Raw genomic sequence first — 23,497 nt, 5'->3', positions numbered from 1 at the left:
TTAAAATTCCTCCAAATTTTTTATATTTCAAGTAAAATCCTATCTAGTAATTTAAATAAAAATTCGTTCTTTAGAACAAATAAGTATCTCTATATCCTCATAAACTTTTTTATAAAAATTTTTCTAAAAATTTTTTATGGCAATTTTGTAAAAAATATGTTAAAATTAGGAAAAGTAAAAAAATTAATTGGAGTTGTTTTATAAAGATAAAGAACTTAAAATTCGTTTTTGTTCTAAAAGGCGTATTTTTTACAAATAAAAAAAGATGATAAGTTATCTTGGTAGGACTCCTTATCATCTCTTTTCTATCTGAACTATTTAGTTTTTACTAGATAGTTCTTATTTTTTCTCTAATGCTAGTACCAAACTTCTAGAAAGTATTCTTATTCTTCCCTTCATCTTTTTTCCATATATTTCATTGTTATCAATCATGTCATAAATTGTTGTAATATGTCTTTTAAAATACTTTGACACATCTAATGGAGTTGACCATGGACCCAGTCTTTTTTCAATCTCTTGTGCTAATAATTCATCTTCTTCTGATAAATTTTTTAGTTTTGTTAAGATATATGTTTCTGTATTCATTGTTATCTCCTCCCTATAATATTTTTGCTCTATTCTAATGATACCACATTTTTTAAAAAAAGAAATTATCTCATCAAATTTTCTCCTGCTCTCACTATCCTTTCCTTTAATTTTTAATTTTAACTTTTTAGATTTATTAGACACTTATGATTACATATGTGTATATAATAACACTTTTTATAATAATAATACTCTTATTGGTATAGGTTAGCTATTATTTTCTCTTGTTTCTTAAATTTTTTTCCAATATATATATATATAATTATTCTTTTTATATTATTCTACTTGTATTATTATCCTTCGCATTTTTATTCAGAGGGTGGTTATCATTTTACTACTACCCTCCCCATTTTTTTCTTCCATCTGAAATAATTTCGTACCTAGGTATATTTTTATTCCTTATTTCTAAACTCTCTTTCTCTATCTTTTTTCTTCTACCTCTTTCATTTTATTTTTCTTATAAGATAGCATAGACTTTTTTAATTACCACTAACGTTGGCATACATTGGCATAGCTTTTCAATTTTTTTATAAAAAAAGAGCTATTGTAATTAATTACAATAGCCCATATTTTCTCTAATTAAGCTTCTTTTAAAGCTTTTTTTATCTCTTTTAAAGATTTATTGATTTCTCTTCTTTCTTTTCCTAACTCTGCATTTTTAATGATATAGTCATCTACTCTATCCTCATAGTCAGATTGCATATTTTCTAATATATCTAAGAAATCTTCGTATGTCATATGAGGTTTTACATACTCTTTTAAGTTTAATAGAAGTTCAACTCTTTTTCTATTGTCTCTGATTTTTTTATCATTATCTTCTATTTCCCTTTTTATTTTATTTTTTCTTCTCTCTTTTCTTACTAACTCTAAAACGTTATCTACCATTTTTAGTCCTCCTAAAATTATTATTTTGCTAAAAGAAGAGCTAAGTCATAATCTGGTCTGAAGTCATAGTTTCTTTCTCCGTCCCATGCATAAGAGATAGGGTGAGTTATGATTTTGTTATTTTCTATTCCAACCATTAATCCTCCCTCTCCAGCTTCTAATAATTCAATAGCTTTAGCTCCCATTCTAGTAGCTAGTACTCTATCAAATCCAGATGGAGTTCCTCCTCTTTGAACGTGTCCTAATACTACACTTCTTACTTCAGTAGTTATTTTTTCTTTAAGAGCAGCTTCAATATCTTGAACTCTTCCTACTCCCTCAGCTACTAAAACGATATCATGTAATTTACCTTGTTTTCTTCTTTCTTTAATTTGGAAAGCTAATAATTCAATTGGATTATCCATTTCTGGAATTAATAATCCATCTCCTCCACCAGCAATACAAGCTTGTAATGCAAGGTCTCCTGCATGTCTTCCCATTACTTCTACTAGGATTGTTCTCTCATGAGAAGTAGCAGTATCTCTTATTTTAGAAATAGCATCTAATATTGTATTTAAACAAGTATCAAAACCTAATGTAAAATCTGTTCCTTTGATGTCATTATCTATTGTTCCTGGAATACCAATTACTTTTATTCCATGCTCTTTAGATAATAAGTCAGCTCCACGATAAGAACCGTCTCCACCTATTACTACTAGTCCCTCTATTCCTCTTTTTTTCAAGTTTTGAGCTGCTATTGCTCTAAATTTAGGGTCTTTGAACTCTAAACATCTAGCAGTTAATAGACGAGTTCCTCCTCTATCAATTATTCCAGAAACATATCCACTATCCATAGGGAATATTTCATCATTTAGCATTCCTAAATATCCTCTTTGAACACCATATACTTTCATTCCTTTTGCCATTGCTGCTTTAGCTGCCGCTCTTATAGCAGCGTTCATTCCTGGAGCATCTCCTCCACTTGTTAATATTGCTATTTTCTTTTCCATCACCAATAACTCTCCTTTATTACTCATTTACGATAAAAGAACCTATTTTCCTAAATTTATTATACCTATTTTCAATAAGTTCTTCTACTGATATTTTATCCAATTCAGAAAATGATGATAAAATGATATTTTTTAGGTTAAGAGCTATACATTTATGATCTCTATGAGCTCCACCTACTGGCTCCTCTATTATACCATCAATTATTCCTAATTCATATAGACTTTGTGCAGAAATTTTTAAATTTTCTGCTGCTTGAGGTGCTTTAGAAGCATCTTTATATAGGATAGCTGCACAACCCTCTGGAGAAATTACTGAATATACAGAGTTCTCAAGCATAAAAATCTTATCAGCTACACTTAGAGCTAATGCTCCTCCACTTCCTCCTTCACCTATAACTATTGAAATAATAGGCACTTTTAATCCTGCCATCTCCATAAGGTTTCTAGCTATTGCTTCCCCTTGTCCACGCTCCTCAGCTTCCATTCCTGGATAAGCCCCTGGAGTATCTATTAAACAAACAATAGGAATATTAAATCTCTCAGCCATTTTATATAGTCTAAGAGCTTTTCTATACCCTTCTGGATTTGGCATACCAAAATTTCTATATAGTTTTTCATCTACAGTTCTACCTTTTTGATGACCTATTATCATCACTTTTTTCCCATCTATTTTACAAAGTCCACCTACTATTGCTGGGTCATCTCCAAATAATCTATCACCATGTAACTCTATAAAATCTGTTGTCATATGCTCTATATAATCTAAAGTATATGGTCTCTCTGGATGTCTTGATACAAAAACTTTATCCCATGAGCTTAGATTTTTATATTTCTCTCTCAATTTTTCCTCATAGGCTTTTTCTAATTTTTCAATCTGCTCTTTTAAATCTATCCCTTGCTCTTCTGAAAACTTTTTTAAATCAGCTATTTTTTTCTCTAATTCTAAAACTTCTTTTTCAAATTCCATTTTTTCCTCCCAAAATTATCCAACTAAATTACTTAAAATATTGTGTAATGTAGCCTTCATATCCTCTCTTTTTGTTATTACATCTACCATTCCACATTTTAATAAGAATTCACTTGTTTGAAACTCCTCTGGAAGTTTTTGTTTTATAGTTTGCTCTATAACTCTTCTACCAGCAAATCCTATCATAGCTTTAGGCTCACTTACAATAATATCACCTAACATAGCAAAAGAAGCTGTAACTCCTCCTGTTGTTGGATTTACTGGAACAGCTATATATGGTACTCCTGCTGCTCTTAATTTTTCAGCAGCAGCTGAAGTCTTAGCCATCTGCATTAAAGAAAATAATCCCTCATGCATTCTAGCTCCACCAGACATAGATACTACTATCACTGGTATTCTCTCTTTTAATCCTCTCTCCATAGCTCTAGTAATCTTTTCTCCAACTACTGAACCCATGCTTCCACCCATGAATTTAAAATCCATAGCTGCTATACTAACTCTTATTCCATTTATATTTCCTGTTCCAGAGATTACTCCCTCATTCATATTACAATCTTGTTGTGCTTTTTTATTTTTCTCTTCGTATTGTGGAAAATTTAATGGGTTTTGTGAAAAAAGATTAGCATCTTCCTCTACAAATGTTCCCTCATCAATAAGTAAAGCTATTCTCTCTCTTGCTGTCATCTCAAAATAGTGGTCACACTTTGGACATTTTTTTAAATTACTTTCAATATCCTCTTTGTATAAAATTTCTTGACAACTTGGACATTTAGTCCAAAGTCCTGTTGGATTATTATCTATATGTTTATTCTCATCTTGTTTTACATTTTCTTTATTCTCTATTGTTAATGTTACATATTTCTTTCTGTTATTTAAAGAAAAGTTTTTTTTGCTTAAAGAAAAAAATCCCATTTTTGCCTCCTCATTTTTCTTCCTCTAATAATTAATTTTATAGGATTTTTTGAATTATTTCAATAAATATTTGATTTTACCTCATTAATATTATAGAATAATATTAATTAATACTCTTTAAAGTATTATAAAATGGGGATTTAAAGAATACACTTGTATTTTTAAAATTTTAAAAAAATTTTTTATGGAGGGAATTTTTTTATGAAAAAATTTATATTTCTTATTTGTATATTTACACTTTTTCTTTCTGGCTGTTCATCAATAAGTACTTTTATTGATGAAAATCTACCTAAAAAAAATACAACTATTCCAGTAGCTCTTCAAGAGCAAATTGCTACTAAAATAAACCCAGAAAACGAGCTATTTGCTGTAGGAAATTCCAATATAGATAAGAGTGGGGCTATCATTGCTCAAGCTAAAGCCAATAAACACGCTAAAGATTTACTAAAAGAGCAGATAAAAAAAGAGATTAAAATTAACTTTAATACTTTTATGTTAAATACTGATAACTACTCTAAAGGTATAATCTCTCCTGTGCTTAGTGATTTAACTGATTATGCTGTAGATGTAGCTCTTAAAAATGCTTCACAAAAGGGAGCTTGGGAAAATGATACATCTGTTTACTCTCTTTTTGCTGTAGATAGAGATAAGATAACTGAAGTTTCTAAACAAGTTTTTACGGGATATCTTGGTGATGTATCTGGTAAACTAAATAGTATTAAAAATAAGATAGGAGACATGGAAATAAATGTTCCTGCTAACTTTTTAGATGGTAACTCTAATAACAATGAAGTTATAGACTAAGGGGGAGAAAAATTTGACTATTGATAAACTAAATCTTAATAACCCTAATGAGATAGAAGAGATTAAAAATTTTTTAGCTGACTTTCAATTAAAATATGATAGTTCAGTAGATTATACTATGGTTGCTAGAGAAAATCAAAAAATAGTTGCTACTGCTTCAAAGGATAAAAATATTGTAAAATGCTTTGCTATTGATAATAACTATCAAGGAGAAGGGCTCTCTACTCAACTTCTTACTTCTCTTATAAATAAGATGTTTGATGAAGGGTATTATCACTCTATGGTTTTTACAAAGCTTATCAACAAAGATTTATTTAAGGGTATGGGATACAAAGAGGTAGCTCATACAGATAAGGTTATTCTTATGGAGATGGGAAATAAAAATATCAACAAAACCTTAGAAAAAATTATAAAAAAATATAATATAGATACAACTAAAAAAAGAGCTATGCTCGTTATGAATTGTAACCCTTTTACTTTAGGACACCAATATTTAATTGAAAAAGTTGCTAGTGAAAATGAAGAGGTACTAGTGTTTGTAGTTGAAGAGGATAAATCAGCTTTCCCTTTTAAAATTAGATATGAACTTGTTCAAAAGGGAGTATCTCATCTTTCTAATGTAAAGGTAATAGAGGGAACAGAATATATCATCTCCTCAGCTACCTTCCCTAACTATTTTTTAAGAAAGGAAGATGATGCTCTAATAGAGTATACAAAATTAGATGCCTCTGTCTGTGGAGAAAAATTTGGGAAAATTTTAAATATCAATAAAAGATATGTAGGAGAAGAACCATATTGTAAGGTAACTAATACTTATAATAACACTCTAAAGGAGATTTTACCTAAATATAATATAGAGGTAGTAGTTGTTCCAAGAAAAGAGGTAGAGGGAAAAGCTATCAGTGCCTCATATGTAAGAGAACTATTAAAAGAGGAGAACTTTCAAGAGATAAAAAAATTAGTTCCTGAAACTACTTATGAATTTTTAATCTCTCCTCAAGGAAAGGAGATAGGAGAAAAACTTAAATCAAGTAATGCTCCTCACTAGTTATGTTTGATATAAATAAGTTTTTAGATGATAGAGAAAAAAGAGTAGAGTTACAAAACTCTTTGCTTGAAAAATTTAAAGCCCCACTTCTTACAGTGAGAGCTAACTATCCAGGAGAAAACAAATGGGAATCTATCCCAATAGAGATAACTGATATAGTTGCTAAAGAGATGGTACTATTATTTGAAGATAAGATTATCCATAGTGAAGTTTTAGAAAATCTTGAGGGAAAAATATATCTATTCTTTATTGATATTCCTGCCTTTGAGATTAAAAAAAATACTATATATTTTGAAGAGAATCATATTCTTGGAAGATGTGTAGATTTAGATGTATATGATGTAGATGGAAGAGGACTCTCTAGAAGTGATTTTAATCTTCCTAAGAGAAAATGCCTTATCTGTGATGACTTAGCCTTTATCTGTGGAAGAAGTATGAAACACTCTCATCAAGAGATAAAAGATAAGATAGCTAGTAAATATATAGCATACCAAAAATACTTAAAAGAGAGAGAAAGGGTTACAGTTATACTTTCTGATTTGACACTTGAAGGTATGATTTATGAAGTATCTAGTTTTCCAGGATTTGGTCTAGTTACTCCTCTTACCCAAGGCTCTCACAAAGATATGGATTTTTTTACTTTCTTACACAGTTCCTTTGTTTTAAAAAAAGGATTTAAAAAGATGGCTGAAACTATGTTTTCCTCTCTTCCTTTAGATATTGCCTTTAAAAAGATAAGAGAGATAGGAAAAATTACTGAAGAAGGGATGTTTAAAGCTACTTCTGGAGTAAACACTCATAAAGGTATGATTTTTTTTGATGGGAATAACTGTGGGAGCTACTGCTAGAGTTCTTTATGAAAAGAGAGAGTTTAAAGATATTCAGAATATTATTTGTGAGATGACTAGGGATATTCTTAAAGATTTTGAAAATATTGATATATCTAAAAAACTTACCCATGGGGAAAAACTCTATCTCGAAAATGGGTTTACAGGTATTAGAGGCGAGATAAAAAATGGACTTGATATAATTTTTAATGGTTCATTAGAGGTTTTTTCCTCAGCTTTTGAAAAAACTAAAAATATTAATCTTTCAGCTTTCCATACTCTTATTTATCTTATGGGTAGAGTGATGGATAGTACCATTGTATATAGACATGATTTTTCAACTTTAGAGCAAATTAAAAAAGAGATGTCAGATATTTTCTACAATGGTGGTGCCTTTAATAAAGATAGAGAATATTTTGAAAAACTTGAAAAAGAGTATATCTCTAAAAATATTAGCCCTGGTGGTAGTGCTGATTTATTAGCTGTTACTATCTATTTTTATAAGTGTTTAAATTCATTTTTCTAGTTATTTAAAAAATATTTAATAGCTTATAATGACTATTATATTAAAGAAATTATAATAAATTAAAATATTTCAAGAATGACTTTCATTCAAAGAATAAAAATCATTCTTGAATTTTTTATTTCTCTAGTAAATTTTTTAAATTATTTTACTTTCTTATTTTTATCTCAGCTCCTGTTGGCATAATTGAATCTTCATTTATAATCTCTCCAATTTCATCAGCAATAACAAAACCTGATTTGACATTTTTTAATGATTTTATATATCCTTTTATATCAGCTTCAACACTTGAATATTCAAATGATAAATCAGTTTCTTCCATAACACAATTTATCAATTTTAAATTTTCACAATAACATAGAGGTTGGGTACCAATTATTTTACAGTTAATTAAAGTTAGATTTTTAGAAAACCACCCTAAATACTCTCCTTTTATAACGGAATCTCTCACTGTAATATTCTCACTATGCCAAAAAGCATCCTTTGTATCTAAATTACAATTAATAATATCTAAATTTTTAATATATTGGAAAGAGTATTTTCCTTTAAAATTAACATTTTCTAATTTAACATCAATTGAATCCAACATAAAATATTCAGACTCAATATTTGTATCTTTTAAAAATATATTCTTACACTTCCAACCAAACTCCTGTGAAACTATATCTGAATTTTCAACCTTTATATTTTTACACTCTCTTAAACATTTTATACTATTTATTTTACTATTTTTAATTTCACCATCTATTGAATACCAAATAGGAGCTCTTGATAACTCATCTAAATTAGAATTTTCTAAAATAAATTTTCTATTGTGCCACATAGGATAACGAAGAGAAAAATTACAATTCTTTACAACTACATTTCTTGCTTCTTTTAGAACAGACTCCCCATCTTCTATTCCAGCAAAATTACAATTTATTACCTCTGTATCTTTTAAATTATATAGAGCTCTCTCCTTATCGAAATTTTGATTTTCAATTTTATTCATAAATTTCATCTCCTAATTTCTCTATTCTTACACTTAAAGCTTTATCAATATCTTCTAAATTTTCAAATCCACTTTCAATCTTTCCTAAAGGTATTAATCCATTAGAGTGCCTAAAATCTTTTGTAAAAAAAGCAAGATTTCCCCAGGGAGAATAGTATGTTAAATCATAAGTTTTTGAAGTACAACTTTTAGGAGCATTACTAATATCTAACTCTTTAGGAAGATAACTAATTTTTTCTATCCCTCCATAATTTTCAAATTTTAATTCTAATGGGAGTTGACCCAATAAACTTTTAGTAGCACTATTTTTTTCTAGAGTTACTACTATCTCTCTATTATCAAATATAAATCTCATCTTATTTAGCATTTTTTCCTCTCCATAAATCAGTGTTGATAAAACAATTCCTAAACCTACTATTAAAAATTTTTTCATAATCCTCCTTTAAAACCTATATCTCTATAAAAATTGTTTTATATTATTAGCTTTTTCAAATCCTAATTTATCCTTTAATACTTCAATAGTTCCGTTTAATTCATCATCTGTTACACCAACATTTTTACTGATTCCAATATGGGCTTGAAGTTGAGGATTTACACCATCCATTGAAGCAAGAGCTGCTACTGTTACAAGTTCTCTTGTTCTATAATCTAAAATATCTTGCCCAAAAATATCTCCAAATAGATGAGCTTTTAAATATCTATCTGCCATTGGAGCAAAATCATATATTCCTCCTTTTACTTCCATTCCAACTATCTTTGTTTGAACTTGAGTCCCATAAACTAATGAATTTCTGTCACTAGGGATAGGAGTAGATTCTCTTCCCACTTCTGTTACCTTACCACTAGCTTTTCTTTCATCCACTGTATTAGAAAGTACTCCTAAAGCGTTTAAACTACGTGGAAATCCACAGTAAGCATAAAGTTGAACCATAATCTCTTTTATCTCATTTACAGTAAGTTCATTATCTAATCCAAGATTCACACTTTTTTCAAGTTCTTTTAAATTTCCAATTGCTGTAAAAATTGAAATCTCCACAATACTTTTATCTTTATTTGTCATTTTTATTCCTCCCATATAAATTTTATAATTATAAATTAAATAGTAAAATTTCTTTGATAAATTATTTATACTATTTTTCTTTTTCTTAATAAAAGCATACTACTTTGAGTCCACTCTAAGTCAAGCTATTATTTTTTTATTTTTTCTCTTGACTTAGAGTTAACTCTAAAGAGTATAATTCCAAATATAAAAGAAAAATTAGTAAAAAATAGTTATATTAACTTTATAGGAGAGAAATATAATGACAGAAGAAAAACTTAATCATAAAATTTTAAAAAAGGATGAGTTTGAAAAAATGAATATCTTTGGAATAGGAAATCCTAATGATGCCTATGCCAAATATTTTGTAGGAAACTCTTTTTTAAATCCACTTACTGAGATAGGAAGTTCTAGCGTCTTTTTAGCAAATGTTACTTTTGAACCTGGTTGTCATAATAACTGGCACATTCACCATGCTACTAAAGGTGGAGGACAAATTTTAATATGTACAGCTGGAGAAGGTTGGTATCAAGAGGAAGGAAAAGAAGCTATCCCTCTAAAACCTGGTATGATAATTACTATTCCAACTAATGTTAAGCATTGGCATGGAGCTAAAAAAGATTCTTGGTTTAGTCATATAGCTGTAGAAGTACCTGGAGAAAACTGTTCAAATGAGTGGTGTGAACCTGTAACTGATGAAGAGTATAATAAATTATCATAAAATATAATGGAGGTCTTAAAATGAAATTTGATTTTAATTACTATAACCCAACTAAAATTTATTTTGGAAAAACTGCTCTTAATAATTTAAAAGACGAGTTAAAAAATTATGGAGAAACTGTTCTTTTAGTATATGGAAAAAACTCTATAAAAAAGAGTGGACTTTATGATAAAGTCATTGAAATTTTAAAGGAATCTAATAAAAAAGTGGTAGAATTAGCTGGAATAAAATCAAATCCAACATATAATCAAATGATGGAAGGAGCAAGACTTGTTAGAGAAAACAATGTTGATTTAATTTTAGGAGTAGGTGGAGGTTCAGTTATAGATTGTTCTAAAGCTATATCTGTATCTGCATACTGTGATGGAGATGCTTGGGAAAAATATTGGATAAACTTTGAAGAGGTAAATAATAAAATTGTTCCAGTAGGAAGTATTTTAACAATGGCTGGTACTGGTTCTGAAATGAATGGTGGTTCTGTAATAACTCATGAAGAGAAAATGTTGAAAAATGGAAGAGTTTTTTCTCCTGAAGTTTATCCCAAATTTTCTATATTAAACCCTGAATATACTTATACAGTTCCTAAATATCAAATGATAAGTGGAATTTTCGATACCCTTTCTCACCTTATGGAGCAATATTTTTCTGGAGATGACAATAACACTACTGACTATATTCTAGAAGGTGTTATAGAAGCCCTTATTGATAATGCTAGAGTAGCTTTAAAAAATCCTGAAGATTACGAAGCAAGAAGTAATATTATGTGGTGTACAACTATTGGTCTTAATACAATTACAGGAGTATCTAAAGCACAGGACTGGGAAGTTCATATGATAGAGCACCAACTTGGAGCATATACTGACTGTGCCCATGGAATTGGACTAGCTATCATCTCTATCCCTTACTATAAATATATTTACAAATATGGTTTAGATAAATTTGTAAGATTTGCTGAAAAAATATGGAAAGTTGAAAGTAAAAATCTAACTAAAGATGAGATTGCTCTTGCTGGAATTGAAAAACTTTCTGAATTTATAAAAGAGTTAGGTATCCCTACTACATTGAGGGAGGTAGGAGCTACTGAAGATATGTTACCTAAAATAGCTAACTCTTCTGTAATTCTTGATGGAGGATACAAAAAATTAACTCCTGATGAAATTTTAACTATTTTAAAAGAAGCTTATTAATTATAAAATAATTTATTAAATAAAAAAGCTCAAGAGTGTTTTTAAAACTTTCAACATTCTTGAGTTTTTTATATTTACTATATCTTTTATTTTTTACTCTCTACATATGAAAATAATCTCTCTTCTAACCAATAGTGTTCTCCAAAAAATCTAGCATATCCCACATGTCCACCATATTTTGTAATCTGCAAAGTTATATACTTATTTCTTCTAGCTTCCTTTATGGGATAACAGCTCTCTGACATAATTGGATCATCTTCAGCCATCAATATGAGGGTAGGTATCTTAATAAATGGTATAGACTTTTTAGGGCTTACTCTCTCATAGTAATCTAAAGCATCTCTATATCCATATTGTGGAGCTGTAAAAACATTATCAAACTCCTCTATTGTTTGGCATTTTAAAACAGTATCTACATTGATCTTATCTGGATAAATTGTAGATTTTTCTACTATCTTTTTCTTCAGCTTATCCATAAAATATTTAGTATAGATTTTATTTTCTTTCTTTAAAAAAGTTCTAGCACTTCCTAAAGGGTCGCAAGGGGCAGAAACAGCCATAGCACAATAAAGATTTTTAGGTAGTTCTTTTCTACTTCCTAAGTAATTTAATACAAGTCCTCCACCTAGACTAAATCCTGCTATTACAACTTTTTTATAGTCAGAAGTTTTTTTCAATACCTCTTCTAAATCTTCTATCTGTCCCATATTATAAAATTTTATCTTCTTATTTGCCTCTCCACTACACCCTCGATAATTCATAGCTAAGATATCCCAACCTCTTTCAGAAAAATACTTAGCCATTCCCTGTATATATTTACTTCTAGAGCTTCCCTCCAGTCCATGACACAATACTATTACATTATTACTTCCTCTTTTTATCCAATCTATGTCTAAAAAATCTAAATCTGGTGTATTTATTCTCTCTCTTCTATATTTTACCTCTATATTTCTAAAAATAGTTGGAAAACAAGTATTTATATGTCCATTTTTAAATAAAAAACTTGGTTTATAATCCAATTCAATCCCTCCAATTTATTACCATACTATTATATGGCAAAAAATAGATTTTTTCTAGAGTTTTCTCTTCCTTACTTGACTTTTTTTTATATTTCCTGTATCTTTTTATTATACAAATCATACAAGGTGAAATTATGAGCAGGAGAAAACTTTTTTTTATACTATTTCCTCTTTTTGTAGGAGTTGGAATATATTTTCTATATAGAAGCAGAAACCTCTTCTACTTTAAAATTTTTACAACACATCCTCTTATCTATAGCTATGTTATAAAAATTAGAGATATAGCTTGGCTATATCGTAAACATCTTCCTCTTTGGAGTGTATATTCACTTCCAGATGGACTTTGGTTATTTTCTTTTGGGGCTATTCTCTTAATTGAGAGATTTTTTTATTCTTTTCACTTTATAGTTTTTACAGTAATTTATATTTTTATGGTAACTTTAGAATTTTTACAAAAATATTTTGGTGGACATGGAACTCTACTTGGAACTTTTGATAAATTAGATATACTCTTTTTTACTCTAGGCTATACTTTCATTGTGTTAATTTCATATTACCTTCACAAAAAAGATAAAAAAATTATAAAAGATATCAGTTTTATTAGTAAAAGGAAAGAATTTTCAGAAGATATTAAGTTTATAATCATCTTTACAATTTTAGGTATATTACCTAGTCTATTTTAAGACTAGGTTTTTTATTTGTTTTGTGCTAAAATATTTTTATCAAATATACAAGGGGGATAATTATGGATTTAAATTTTTTATTAGATGATGTTATAAAAAATAGAAGAGCTCTTCATCAAATACCAGAAACAGCTCTTACTGAATTTAAAACACAAAAATATTTAAAAGATTATCTTATCTCAATAGGACTAAATCCTCAAGAGATTTGTGAAACAGGGCTATATGTATATATTGAGGGAAAAGATAAAGAAAATTGTATTGCCTTTCGTTCTGATATAGATGCTCTTGATATTTTAGAGGAAAACAATATTGAATTTGCCTCTAAACATAAAGGAAAAATGCACGCTTGTGGACATGATGGGCATATGGCTACTCTTTTAGGGTTTGCTAAGTACCTAACTACTATTCAACCACTAGAAAAAAGTGTACTTTTAATATTCCAACCAGCTGAAGAAGCTCCTGGTAGAGCTAAAGAGATATGTCAATCTGGACTTTTACAAAAATATTCTGTAAAAGAAGTCTATGGATTACATCTATTCCCAGAATTACCAGAGGGAACAATAGGAACTAGAGCTGGAGCTTTCTTCGCTCAACCTACTGTTATCCATGGAAAAATCACTGGAAAAAGTGGACATGGAGCTATGCCACATAAAGGAGTAGATGCTCTTCAAGCTTTTACTAAAGTTGTAGATGCATACCAAACTATAATCTCTAGAAATTTTTCTCCTTTTGAAACAACAGCTCTAACTATTGGTAAATTCCAAGGAGGAAGTGCTTTTAATATTCTACCTGAAACAGTGGAGTTCTGGGGAACACTTAGAACATTTTCACAAGCAAACACAGATTTTGCTATAAAAAGAATTAAAGAGATACATAGAGGAATAGAGATAGCTTACAATGTAAAAATTGAAGAGAATCTTGAGGTTATGTATCCCCCTGTTACAAATGATGAAAAGCTATATAATAAATTTTTAAAAACTATAGAGGGAATTCCTTGTGTAGAATATGAACCTCTTGCTATTGCTGAAGATTTTGCTTACTATCAACAAGAAGTACCTGGATTATTTGTTCTATTAGGTACTAGAAATGAAGAGAAAGGATTTACACAAGCTCTTCATAATTGTAGATTTAACTTTGATGAGAAAGCTTTACTTACAGGAATAGAGATGTTTGCTAAAATTTACCACAATTTTAAATAATAGTAAATTTTTGTAAAAATTTGTGATATAATTCTAGTAGATATAAATTAAAAGGTGGTTAAAAATGTTAAACAAAGGTATTGTTAAAAAAATTGATGGAAATAAAATTATTGTAAAACTTTATAAAGATACTGCATGCTCTCATTGTAGTGGTTGTAGTGGAGATAGTAAATATGGAAAAGATTTTGAATTTACAACTGATATGAAAGCTGAAATAGGAGATACTGTTACCTTTGAAATATCTGCTGGAAAAGTCATAAAAGCTGCTTCTATTGCCTATGTTTTTCCTGCTGTGGCTATGATAGTTGGATATTTTTTAGGAGAGAAGCTTCTTGGACTTAGCGAAAATCAAAGTATTATCACAAGTTTTATAGCTCTAGTTCTATCTTTTGGAGTGCTATATTTTTACGATAAACTTGTAGTTAAAAAGAGAACTAACTCTGAGATAGAGATTATCTCTATTGAAAAAGAGGATACTTCTAATATGATAGATAGTTGTAAAAATAAAAACGCTTGGTAATCAAGCGTTTTTACTTTTCTCTTCTCTCTCTAATTTAGAAAATATACACCCACAGTAATCCTGTCTATATAAATCATACTCTTTTGATATATTTACAGAACGTAAATATCTACTCTTCTTTTTAAAATCTCCATTTAAAAACTTAACTCCATATTTTTCTCCAAAGCTCTCTCCTAACTCATTTATCCATTGAGAGTTTTTCATAGGGCTGATGCTCAAAGCTGAAGTAAAATAGTCAAAGCCTAGCTCCTTAGTTTTAATAGCAGTTTCTTCTAAACGAAGTCCATAGCACTTATAGCATCTCTCCCCTCCCTCTTTAGCTTTTTCTAATCCTTTTACCTTTTCAAAAAATTCCTCTTTAGGATTGTATCTTCCCTCTATTACCTCTATATCATATCCTCTTCTTCTATGGTAATCTCTTTGCTCCTCTAATCTCTTTCTATACTCATCTTCAAAAGTTATATTCGGATTATAGAAAAATACTGTCAGTTGAAAGTATTGTAATAGATACTCTATCACAGCACAACTACAGGGAGCACAGCAAGAATGAAGTAAAAGTTTAGGTTTTCTTCCCTCTTCTGCTATTTTTTTTATCTCCTTTTCCATTAATAAATCATAATTTTGTTTCAACTTTCTCCTCCTTTGGCATACAGTACCATTTAAATTCACACTCTCCACACTTTTCCCCATACTCTCTTGGATTAAAATCTCCACTGATAAGCCTTTCAGCTATATAATCAAACCTTTTTATAGTCCTATCTATACTTTTTTCCTCTAGCTCTATCTCTACTAGAGAATTTTCTTCCTCAATATAGTAAAGATATGCTTTTGTCTCGTCAAGGGTATATCTCTCCTTTAGAAGATATGTATATATCTCTAACTGTCTTTTATAGATTTCTACTCTAGCTTTATCATAAGCCCCTGTTTTGAAATCTATTAGCTCTACTCCATTAGAGGTTTTTCTCAATAAATCTAGAGTTCCCTCTATTATATAATCTTTTTCTACACTATAGTTTTTTACCTCAGTAGATATTATACTCTTTAGATTATTTCTATCTAGGTATCTCTCTACCTCTAATTTTACTTTTTCTCTTATCTCCCCACTGAAATCAGTTCTCAAATTTTTCTCTAAAGAGCTACCTATATTTTCTATTAACTCTTTTAAACTCTCCCTTTGAAAAATTCCAGATAAAAACTCTTTATGTATTCTCTCTATTACCTTATGCACAAAAATTCCATAGTAAGTTTTAGGATTACTTAGAGCTTTAAATTTAAAATCCTTAATAAATCTATATTTTAAAGGACAAAATTCATATAGAAGTATATGCCCAGTATATGATAATAACTCTTTATTTTCTGTAACTTTTAATGGCTCTACCTCTAAATTTTTTAACTGAAATCTCTCATCATCTACATATGGAATAGATTCATACATTGGTCTAAAAGTTCTAGATGGTAACTCATTTCTTCCTGAACGATTTTCTATACTTGTAAGTACTAAAAGATTTTGAGCACGAGAAAAAGCTGTGTAATAGATTCTCCAAAAATCAAAAATATTTTTCCTATCCCTTGGCTCATAATCATCCCCAAGCCTTAATAACTCCTCAAGGATATCCTCCTCTGTCTTTCCTCTCTCCACAGGAGAAGAGTCCAATGAACCTACTACTACAATTGGAAACTCCAATCCTTTAGCTTGATGGAAAGTAAGAAATGGGATAGCTCCCAGTGGAAACTCCTCTTTATTTTCATATTCATCTACTCTTTTTTGATATAGATTTTTCATATACACCATAAAGAAATATCTTACAACTTTTTCTATCTCCTCTTTAGCTATATCCTCTACCTTAGACAATCTCTCAAATTTTTCCAATATCTCAGTAAAAACTCCTAGATTATATGTTTCTCTTCCCTCATTTACCCCTTCACTCTCTAGTTTTATAAACTTTTTAAATGTCTCAAACTGTAATAAAGAGTAGAAAATCTTCCTTAAACTTGGAATAGTTATTACCTCTTCACTGGCATTGGCTTTTCTTCTTTCAACTAACCATTTATATAGTTCTTCATCATTTTGTATCACTTTTTTTAATTGAGTTAAACAATCTTTATAGTAATAAAATACTGACTGTCCTCTATTTTGTACCTCATCTAATACTAGATATTTACATTGAGGAAAATATACAAGAAGAGCTCCTATTGTAAGCTTTATCTCAATTCTATCAAAAAAATCTTTAGAACGTGGAGAGTATATTGGGATTCCACACTCTTCTAAATAGTTTTTTAACTCTTTTACATTAGGATTTTGCACACTTCTAAAAAGAAAAGCCACTTGACTATAATCAGATATTTTTTTAGTTGTATAGAGTTTTTTTATAAATTTATATATATTATCCTTCCAATGTTTCTCAGAATCTCCACCTATTCTTATAACTCCACTAGTTTTTGAAAACTCTTTATCCTCTGGAGGCACTATCTCTTTTTCATACCTAAACTCTCTCCAATTGATAAGCTTTATCCATCTATTGCAAAATCTTATAATATCCTCATGGGAACGATAGTTTATATCTAAGTTTATCTTTTTACATCTTCCCTTTTCAAATCTCTCTGGAAATCTTAAGATATTTCTAACTGTTGCCCCTCTAAATCTATATATTCCTTGGTCATCATCTCCCACTACACAGATATTCTCTTTTTTTGCTCCCAACATAAAAATTATCTTTTCTTGAATAGTATTAGTATCCTGATACTCATCTATCATTATATATTCTATTCTGTTTTGTAATTTTTCTAATACCTCTTCTCTATGAAGTATTCTATATAGTTCTCTTTGAATAGTAGTAAAGTCCATCAAATTTTCCTCTACTAGCATCTCATGATATACCCTATGAGCCTCTTTTAAAAATAGGATTTTTCTATTTTCAGTTCTTATATTATCTAATCTTTTTCCCTCTTCATTTATCTTATTGAGCCACCATAGAATTTTTTTACTTCTCTCCCAACTATTTATCCCTGGAATATCTTTAAAAAAATCTCTATATCCCTCTATCTCACTAAATCTTTTTATTCTACTATATATAAAAAATTGTTGATCAATATCATCTAATACTCTATATCCATCTCTAAAAAAAGAGTACTCAATATTCTCATCTATCATTCTTAAAAATATAGAGTGAAGAGTTCCAATATACATCTCATTTATATTTATTTTCTCATTGCTCTCTTTTATTCTATCAGATATTCTTACTAATAACTCCCTAGCTGATTTTTCTGTAAAAGTTGAAAGAAAAATATTTTCTGGTTTTACTTTTTTCTCTACTAAAAGATATATAGCCCTTTCTACTAATGTTCTAGTTTTACCAGAACCTGGTCCAGAAATCAAAAGTAATGGTCCCTCTGTGCTCCTTACTGCCTCATACTGTTTCTCATTTAATTCCATCTCTTCCCTCCTTTTCTTTTCAAATAAATTATATCATATCTAATTATTTTTCCCACTGAAATTTTTTCCAAATATTTGTTAAATTATACTTGAATTTTTTTGAAAAAAAGGTTATTATCAAATTAAGTGGATAAAATTATTTGGGGTGAGTAGATGAAAGTTTTACATAGACTTTTATTACATTGGATTTATATGTTATGTTTTTTTGGGGGATTTATTAATACAGTTAGTATTGTTAAATACTCCTATACTGTTTCACACTTCACTGGACACGTATCTAAGGTGGCTATTAATATCGGGCAAGGAAATCTTTCAGAGGTTTTTAAAATTCTCTCTATTATTATAGCTTTTGCTCTTGGTTCTACTATCTCTGGTTTTCTTGTTGATGGTAGAGAGTTTAACCTAAAAAGAAGATATGGATATTCTATGCTTATTTTAGGTGTTGGACTTCTTATTTTATACACTACTGTAAAAGATACTTGGCTATTTTTTTACTACCTACCTTTTATGATAGGGGTACAAAATGGACTTTTTATCTCTTATAAGGGAGTTGTTGTAAGAACTAGCCATATCAGTGGAAATATTACAGATGCTGGAGTATATCTTGGACACTGTCTAAAAGGAAAAATACAAGATAAATGGAAAGTTTATTTCTGTTTATTTAGTGTTCTAGCTTTTTTAGTTGGTGGTTTCTGTGGAGTAGAGCTTTATTTCCTTTTTAAAGATGGTGTTTTTATAATAGCAGGTATTGGTTATTTAACTATCGCTTTTATATATTTCTCTTTAAGACATAGATATAGACACGTTCTTCATCTTACTGATGAACATTATCATTTTCAATAAGGAAAAATGGACTGTTGCAAAAAAATTGCCTCAGTCCACTTTTTTATTTCATCATATTATAGATTTCATCAATATCTAAATTCTCTCTTAAAAGTTTAGCTAATCTATCGTACTCTCTCTCCTTAAACTCTGTAAATGAAAAGCTCTCTTCTAAAAGTTCTAATCCCTTTTTTACTCTCACATTATTTAAAAATTTTCTTGTAAATTTCTCATTATCAAAAATTCCGTGGATATATGTAGCAAAGAGATTCTCCTTAGCAGTAAAGATAAACTCATCTCCTTCCACAAGATTTTTTTCATCTCCTAATGTAACTCCTTGATGAATCTCATAACCTTTTACTTTTATATCTTCACAACCTTCAATTATTGTTCCAGAAAGATTAGATAAAATACTCTTTTCACTCTGCTTAGTACATTTAATTTTTTCCATAGTTGTTATCATATCTAAAAATCCAAATCCCTCAGTAGATTTTTTATCCCCCTCTATATGATGAGGATCTAATACCTCTCTTCCTAGCATTTGAAATCCACCACATATTCCCACTACAATAGTTCCTTTTTTATATAGCTCTTTTATCTTTTCATAGATTCCATTACTTTTTAACTTCTCTAAATCTGATATGGTACTTTTACTTCCAGGTAGAATAATTATATCCTCATCTCCCAATTCCTCTTTAGAAAAAACATAGTTTATAGCTACATCAGAATAATGGTTTAGAGCATCAAAATCTGTATAGTTAGACATTTTCTCTGTTCTGATTATACTTATTTTTATCTCTCCATCTTTTTTAGTATGCTCATTTATCTTTTTAGCTAGGGTATCTTCCTCTTCTATCTCTAATTTTTCATAAGGTACAACTCCTAAAAACTTTATATCTAATCCCTCTGTTTTTAATCTCTCCATAAGCATATCTATTCCAGGTTTTAATATTTCAATATCTCCTCTAAACTTATTGATAATCAATCCCTTTATCCTATCTCTATCTTTTTTATCTAAAAGAGCAATAGTTCCATATAAAGAGGCAAATACCCCTCCAATCTCTATATTTCCTACCAATATCACTGGAGCATCTACCAATTCTGCCATTCCCATATTTACACAGTCGTACTCTCTAAGATTTATCTCTGCAGGGCTTCCTCCTCCCTCTAATACTCCTATATCAAAATTTTCCTCTATCTTTTTATAGTTTCTTAAAGCTACCTCTTTCCATAGTTTTGAGTTAGCAAAATAATCCTTAGCTCCCGTATTACTTATAGGTTTTCCCTCTATTATCACTTGCGAATTATTATCAGAGTTAGGTTTTAAAAGTATGGGATTCATAAAAGCTCTAGGTATCTCTTTACTAGCCTCTGCCTGTACTACCTGTGCTCTTCCCATCTCAAGCCCCTCTATGTCCACAAAAGAATTAAGTGCCATATTTTGAGATTTAAAAGGGGAAACTCTATACCCATCTTGAGCAAATACTCTACACAATCCAGCTGTAATTATACTTTTTCCTACTGATGAACCTGTTCCCTGTATCATAATCTTTTTATGCATATGACCTCCACTAATCTTCAAAACCTCTTACCACTCTATTTAAATGTAAAAGCTCCTCTTTTATATTTCTGTGATGTAATTTCTTTATATCTACCCCTCCAAATTTAAACATCCATTGCAACCATATCCCCATTACAAGAGCTGTTACAATAGTTCCTATCCCTAATTTTCCTCCAAGCAACCACCCTATTACAAAGGCTATTATTTCTATCCCATTCTTTATTACACTTACTGGCTTATTAAATCTTTTAGTTAGTACCTGCATAAATCCATCTCTTGGACCACAACCCATACCCTGTGTCATATAGAGATATGTTCCATAACTATAAAAGAAAATTCCTATTAACAACTCTATTATTCTAGCAAATAAATTTTGAAATATAGGTATGAAATCTAAAAATATTATCAAGTCCATAAAAAGCCCTATGAATATAAAGTTTAGAACTGTTCCTACCCCTATTGGCTGTCCTAAAAATATATCCATCAAAACAATTATTACTCCTAAACTAATACTAGCTTGCCCTATAGTTATCCCTGTTACTTTAGATACTCCTTGATGTAATACATCCCAAGGTGCTAATCCCAAATTAGATTTTAGAATTGTAACACAACCTAAGGAACATATAAAAAGTCCCACAAATAATTTTAAAAATCTGATACTCTCTTTTTTCAAAAAACTCTCCTCCTGATACTTTTACTTTTATAAAAATATCTTACTATAAACTCCTTTTTTTTTCTAGCTTTTTCTATTTTAAAAAAATTTTTATAAAAAAACACTTGCAATTTTTTCAATTTAGTATTATACTTCTTTACAAGAAACAAGATTTAAAAAAAGGAGGTTCAAAGATATGATGATGTCACTTAGCATAATACTTTTTGTCATATGTATAATACTGCTCATAATAATATCTATGAGTTTAATTTCATATACAAAAAATTATGTTAGGGGAAAGTTTATTCAATTCTTTGAATCAAATTCTTATATATCTAGCTCTAAAGTTTTATAGCTTTTTTAAGCTAACTTTAATTTAGAGTGTAAATATATTTATTAATTTGTTATAAACAGCCTAACAGGGCTGTTTTTTTTATACCAATAAAAATTAGGAGGAAATCATTATGAAAAATTTTAAAAACTATTCACTACTCTGTTTATCACAAAAAGGATTTAAAGGAGATAATAAAAATATTGTGATAAAAACAAGGGAGTGTTGGAGATGGAAAATAAAAGAGTGAAACAAATTATAGCTGGAGCTGTTATTATTGGAGCAGTATTATTTATGGGAATGAAATCTTCTAAAGAGGAGAAAAAAATAGAAAATCGTGGGGAGACGATTTTAGAAAATAAAGATAGAGTAACTATTGCTGTAAAAGCTGATGCAAAAACATTAGATCCACAAAGAACAATAGATACTTCATCAAATAAACCAATACAGATGATGTTCAATGGACTTTTAGTATTTGATAAAGATTTAAATATTCAACCTTGCTTAGCTGAATCTTGGGAGAATGTTGATGATTGCAATGTTATCTTCCATTTAAGAAAGGGAGTAAAATTCCACAATGGAGATGAGATGACTGCAGAAGATGTGAAATTTACTTTAGATAGAGCTAGAAAATCTAATCAAACTGGATATCTATTTGCACCTATAACAGAGGTATCAGTAGTTGACAAATATACAGTAAAAGTTACTACTGATAAACCTTTTGGACCTCTTATGACAAACTTAGCTCAAACTCAAGCTTCTATTGTTTGTAAAAGAGCCGTAGAAGAGGTGGGAGAGGAAAACTTTTTCAAATCTCCTGTGGGAACTGGACAATATAAATTTAAAGATTGGATACCTGGAGATAGAATCGTTATGGAAGCTTTTGATGACTCATTCCAAGGAAAACCTCAAGTGAGAGAGATTACTTTAAGAATAATCACAGAAGTTAGCAATAGAATGATTGCTTTGGAAACTGGTGAAGCTGATATAGCTTTTGATATTGGAATTATGGATAAAGAAGCTGTTAAGAACAATGATGAGATGGAATTTTTAGAAATCTCTTCACCTTCATCATTATACTTAGGATTTGACCAAACTAATCCAATATTTACAGACAAGAGAGTAAGAGAGGCTATAGCATATGCTGTTGACAAGGATATCTTAGTTAATACAGTATTTCAAGGTTCTGCTGTAGTAGCTGATTCACCTATGCCTAGTTCATGTGTAGACCACATCACTCCTGCTAAGCAATATTCTCAAAATATAGAGAAAGCTAAACAATTATTAGCTGAAGCTGGATACCCAAATGGATTTGATATAGAGTTATGGGTTAATGATGATGGAGCTAGAGTTGATATGTGTGTTATTATGCAAGAACAATTGAGAAATATTGGAATCAATGCTGAGATAAAAATTTGGGAATGGGGAGCTTATGTAACTAGAACTGCTCAACCTAAAAAACAATTATACTTATTATCTTGGAACTCTACAAGTGATGGAGATGCTGCTTTATATGCTTTATTCCACTCTTCACAAAAAGGTTTATCAGGAAATAGAAGCTACTTTGAAAATACAGATGTAGATAAAGCTTTAGACACTGGTAGATATTCTGTTGATAAAACTGTAAGAAGTGAAGCTTATGCTCAAGCTCAAAATATTTTACAAGAAGAGTTACCTCACTACACTTTAGTTTACCCAATGTTAAATGTAGCAGTTAGAAAAAATGTTAAAAATGTAGTTTTTCGTAATGATGGATATATTGATATAAGAAATATGTATGCAGTAAAAGAGAATTAATT

General features: G+C 29.5%; 24 protein-coding genes. 11 read left to right on the top strand and 13 right to left on the bottom strand.

The window, feature by feature from the left end; translation table 11 throughout:
- Positions 1-339: 339 nt before the first annotated feature.
- From FMAG_RS13640 to accD, 5 genes are all read right to left on the bottom strand, one after another.
- Positions 340-585, bottom strand: coding sequence for a hypothetical protein (locus FMAG_RS13640; protein ID WP_040493695.1), 246 nt, complete (start codon positions 583-585; stop codon positions 340-342).
- A 579-nt stretch (positions 586-1,164) separates the two neighbouring features.
- Complete coding sequence (locus tag FMAG_RS03050) at positions 1,165-1,470, bottom strand: DUF496 family protein (RefSeq protein ID WP_005883907.1); 306 nt, start codon at positions 1,468-1,470, stop codon at positions 1,165-1,167.
- A 20-nt stretch (positions 1,471-1,490) separates the two neighbouring features.
- A complete protein-coding gene (pfkA, locus tag FMAG_RS03045) occupies positions 1,491-2,459 on the bottom strand; it encodes a 6-phosphofructokinase (protein WP_005883905.1) in 969 nt (322 codons plus the stop codon).
- A 19-nt stretch (positions 2,460-2,478) separates the two neighbouring features.
- The gene (locus tag FMAG_RS03040; RefSeq protein WP_005883903.1) at positions 2,479-3,426 is read right to left on the bottom strand and encodes an acetyl-CoA carboxylase carboxyltransferase subunit alpha; all 948 of its coding nucleotides are present in this window, start codon (positions 3,424-3,426) and stop codon (positions 2,479-2,481) included.
- A 15-nt stretch (positions 3,427-3,441) separates the two neighbouring features.
- Positions 3,442-4,338 carry an acetyl-CoA carboxylase, carboxyltransferase subunit beta gene (accD, locus tag FMAG_RS03035; RefSeq protein WP_005883902.1) on the bottom strand — a complete coding sequence of 299 codons (897 nt, stop codon included), beginning with the start codon at positions 4,336-4,338 and terminating at the stop codon, positions 3,442-3,444.
- A gap of 201 nt (positions 4,339-4,539) precedes the next feature.
- Between accD and FMAG_RS03030 the strand changes: the two genes are divergently transcribed.
- Genes FMAG_RS03030 through FMAG_RS13980 form a run of 4 tightly spaced genes read left to right on the top strand, consistent with a single transcriptional unit; the run spans position 4,540 to position 7,543 of the window.
- Entirely contained in the window at positions 4,540-5,142 is a 603-nt protein-coding gene (locus FMAG_RS03030) for a hypothetical protein (protein WP_005883900.1), read from the top strand.
- Positions 5,143-5,155: 13 nt separating this feature from the next.
- The gene (citC, locus tag FMAG_RS03025) at positions 5,156-6,190 is read left to right on the top strand and encodes a [citrate (pro-3S)-lyase] ligase (RefSeq protein ID WP_005883898.1); all 1,035 of its coding nucleotides are present in this window, start codon (positions 5,156-5,158) and stop codon (positions 6,188-6,190) included.
- A gap of 2 nt (positions 6,191-6,192) precedes the next feature.
- The gene (citX, locus tag FMAG_RS13985; RefSeq protein WP_261660696.1) at positions 6,193-7,038 is read left to right on the top strand and encodes a citrate lyase holo-[acyl-carrier protein] synthase; all 846 of its coding nucleotides are present in this window, start codon (positions 6,193-6,195) and stop codon (positions 7,036-7,038) included.
- Positions 7,010-7,543, top strand: a complete 534-nt coding sequence (locus FMAG_RS13980) for a triphosphoribosyl-dephospho-CoA synthase (RefSeq protein WP_261660745.1) — start codon at positions 7,010-7,012, stop codon at positions 7,541-7,543. The genes citX and FMAG_RS13980 overlap by 29 nt, the downstream gene beginning before the upstream one ends.
- 145 nt (positions 7,544-7,688) lie before the next feature.
- Here FMAG_RS13980 and FMAG_RS03015 read toward each other — a convergent pair whose 3' ends face one another.
- From FMAG_RS03015 to FMAG_RS03005, 3 genes are read right to left on the bottom strand one after another with little or no spacing between them, the layout of a single operon-like run.
- On the bottom strand, positions 7,689-8,531 hold the full coding sequence (locus tag FMAG_RS03015; protein ID WP_005883896.1) for a DUF3737 family protein: 843 nt from the start codon (positions 8,529-8,531) through the stop codon (positions 7,689-7,691).
- Positions 8,524-8,964: a cyclophilin-like fold protein gene (locus tag FMAG_RS03010; protein ID WP_005883894.1), complete on the bottom strand. Its 441-nt coding sequence runs from the start codon at positions 8,962-8,964 to the stop codon at positions 8,524-8,526. The genes FMAG_RS03015 and FMAG_RS03010 overlap by 8 nt, the downstream gene beginning before the upstream one ends.
- A gap of 24 nt (positions 8,965-8,988) precedes the next feature.
- A complete protein-coding gene (locus FMAG_RS03005) occupies positions 8,989-9,591 on the bottom strand; it encodes a carboxymuconolactone decarboxylase family protein (RefSeq protein WP_005883892.1) in 603 nt (200 codons plus the stop codon).
- 241 nt (positions 9,592-9,832) lie between these two features.
- Here FMAG_RS03005 and FMAG_RS03000 point away from each other — a divergent pair, with 241 nt between their 5' ends.
- Together FMAG_RS03000 and FMAG_RS02995 are read left to right on the top strand one after the other, a co-directional pair.
- Positions 9,833-10,291: a cupin domain-containing protein gene (locus tag FMAG_RS03000; RefSeq protein WP_005883890.1), complete on the top strand. Its 459-nt coding sequence runs from the start codon at positions 9,833-9,835 to the stop codon at positions 10,289-10,291.
- 20 nt (positions 10,292-10,311) lie between these two features.
- A complete protein-coding gene (locus FMAG_RS02995; protein WP_005883888.1) occupies positions 10,312-11,478 on the top strand; it encodes an iron-containing alcohol dehydrogenase in 1,167 nt (388 codons plus the stop codon).
- A gap of 86 nt (positions 11,479-11,564) precedes the next feature.
- Here FMAG_RS02995 and FMAG_RS02990 read toward each other — a convergent pair whose 3' ends face one another.
- On the bottom strand, positions 11,565-12,497 hold the full coding sequence (locus FMAG_RS02990; RefSeq protein WP_005883886.1) for a YheT family hydrolase: 933 nt from the start codon (positions 12,495-12,497) through the stop codon (positions 11,565-11,567).
- Between the two features lie 134 nt (positions 12,498-12,631).
- On the opposite strand from FMAG_RS02990, the gene FMAG_RS02985 reads away from it, so the two are divergent.
- The 3 genes from FMAG_RS02985 to FMAG_RS02975 all read left to right on the top strand — a co-directional run bounded on the left by FMAG_RS02985 (position 12,632) and on the right by FMAG_RS02975 (position 14,899).
- Positions 12,632-13,180 carry a hypothetical protein gene (locus FMAG_RS02985; RefSeq protein ID WP_005883885.1) on the top strand — a complete coding sequence of 183 codons (549 nt, stop codon included), beginning with the start codon at positions 12,632-12,634 and terminating at the stop codon, positions 13,178-13,180.
- Positions 13,181-13,242: 62 nt separating this feature from the next.
- Positions 13,243-14,379 (top strand): M20 metallopeptidase family protein, encoded by a 1,137-nt coding sequence (locus FMAG_RS02980; protein WP_005883884.1) that lies wholly within the window; start codon positions 13,243-13,245, stop codon positions 14,377-14,379.
- Between the two features lie 64 nt (positions 14,380-14,443).
- A complete protein-coding gene (locus tag FMAG_RS02975; RefSeq protein WP_005883883.1) occupies positions 14,444-14,899 on the top strand; it encodes a SoxR reducing system RseC family protein in 456 nt (151 codons plus the stop codon).
- Here the strand turns inward: FMAG_RS02975 and FMAG_RS02970 are convergent, their stop codons facing one another.
- On the bottom strand, positions 14,900-15,529 hold the full coding sequence (locus tag FMAG_RS02970) for an epoxyqueuosine reductase QueH (RefSeq protein WP_005883882.1): 630 nt from the start codon (positions 15,527-15,529) through the stop codon (positions 14,900-14,902).
- Positions 15,513-18,332, bottom strand: coding sequence for an ATP-dependent helicase (locus FMAG_RS02965; protein WP_005883881.1), 2,820 nt, complete (start codon positions 18,330-18,332; stop codon positions 15,513-15,515). The genes FMAG_RS02970 and FMAG_RS02965 overlap by 17 nt, the downstream gene beginning before the upstream one ends.
- A 153-nt stretch (positions 18,333-18,485) precedes the next feature.
- Here FMAG_RS02965 and FMAG_RS02960 point away from each other — a divergent pair, with 153 nt between their 5' ends.
- Positions 18,486-19,175 (top strand): YoaK family protein, encoded by a 690-nt coding sequence (locus FMAG_RS02960; protein WP_244949906.1) that lies wholly within the window; start codon positions 18,486-18,488, stop codon positions 19,173-19,175.
- 43 nt (positions 19,176-19,218) lie between these two features.
- Here the strand turns inward: FMAG_RS02960 and FMAG_RS02955 are convergent, their stop codons facing one another.
- Both FMAG_RS02955 and FMAG_RS02950 read right to left on the bottom strand, forming a co-directional pair.
- Positions 19,219-20,715 carry a cobyric acid synthase gene (locus tag FMAG_RS02955; RefSeq protein WP_005883879.1) on the bottom strand — a complete coding sequence of 499 codons (1,497 nt, stop codon included), beginning with the start codon at positions 20,713-20,715 and terminating at the stop codon, positions 19,219-19,221.
- Between the two features lie 10 nt (positions 20,716-20,725).
- The gene (locus FMAG_RS02950; RefSeq protein ID WP_005883878.1) at positions 20,726-21,388 is read right to left on the bottom strand and encodes a YczE/YyaS/YitT family protein; all 663 of its coding nucleotides are present in this window, start codon (positions 21,386-21,388) and stop codon (positions 20,726-20,728) included.
- A gap of 541 nt (positions 21,389-21,929) precedes the next feature.
- On the opposite strand from FMAG_RS02950, the gene FMAG_RS02945 reads away from it, so the two are divergent.
- Positions 21,930-23,495, top strand: a complete 1,566-nt coding sequence (locus FMAG_RS02945; RefSeq protein WP_005883877.1) for an ABC transporter substrate-binding protein — start codon at positions 21,930-21,932, stop codon at positions 23,493-23,495.
- The last annotated feature ends 2 nt before the right edge of the window (positions 23,496-23,497 follow it).

This window comes from Fusobacterium mortiferum ATCC 9817, assembly GCF_000158195.2.
In the GTDB taxonomy this organism is placed as follows: Bacteria; Fusobacteriota; Fusobacteriia; order Fusobacteriales; family Fusobacteriaceae; genus Fusobacterium_A; species Fusobacterium_A mortiferum.
The sequence above is the reverse complement of the archived record's forward strand: the minus strand, read 5'-3'. Positions and strand labels throughout refer to the sequence as shown.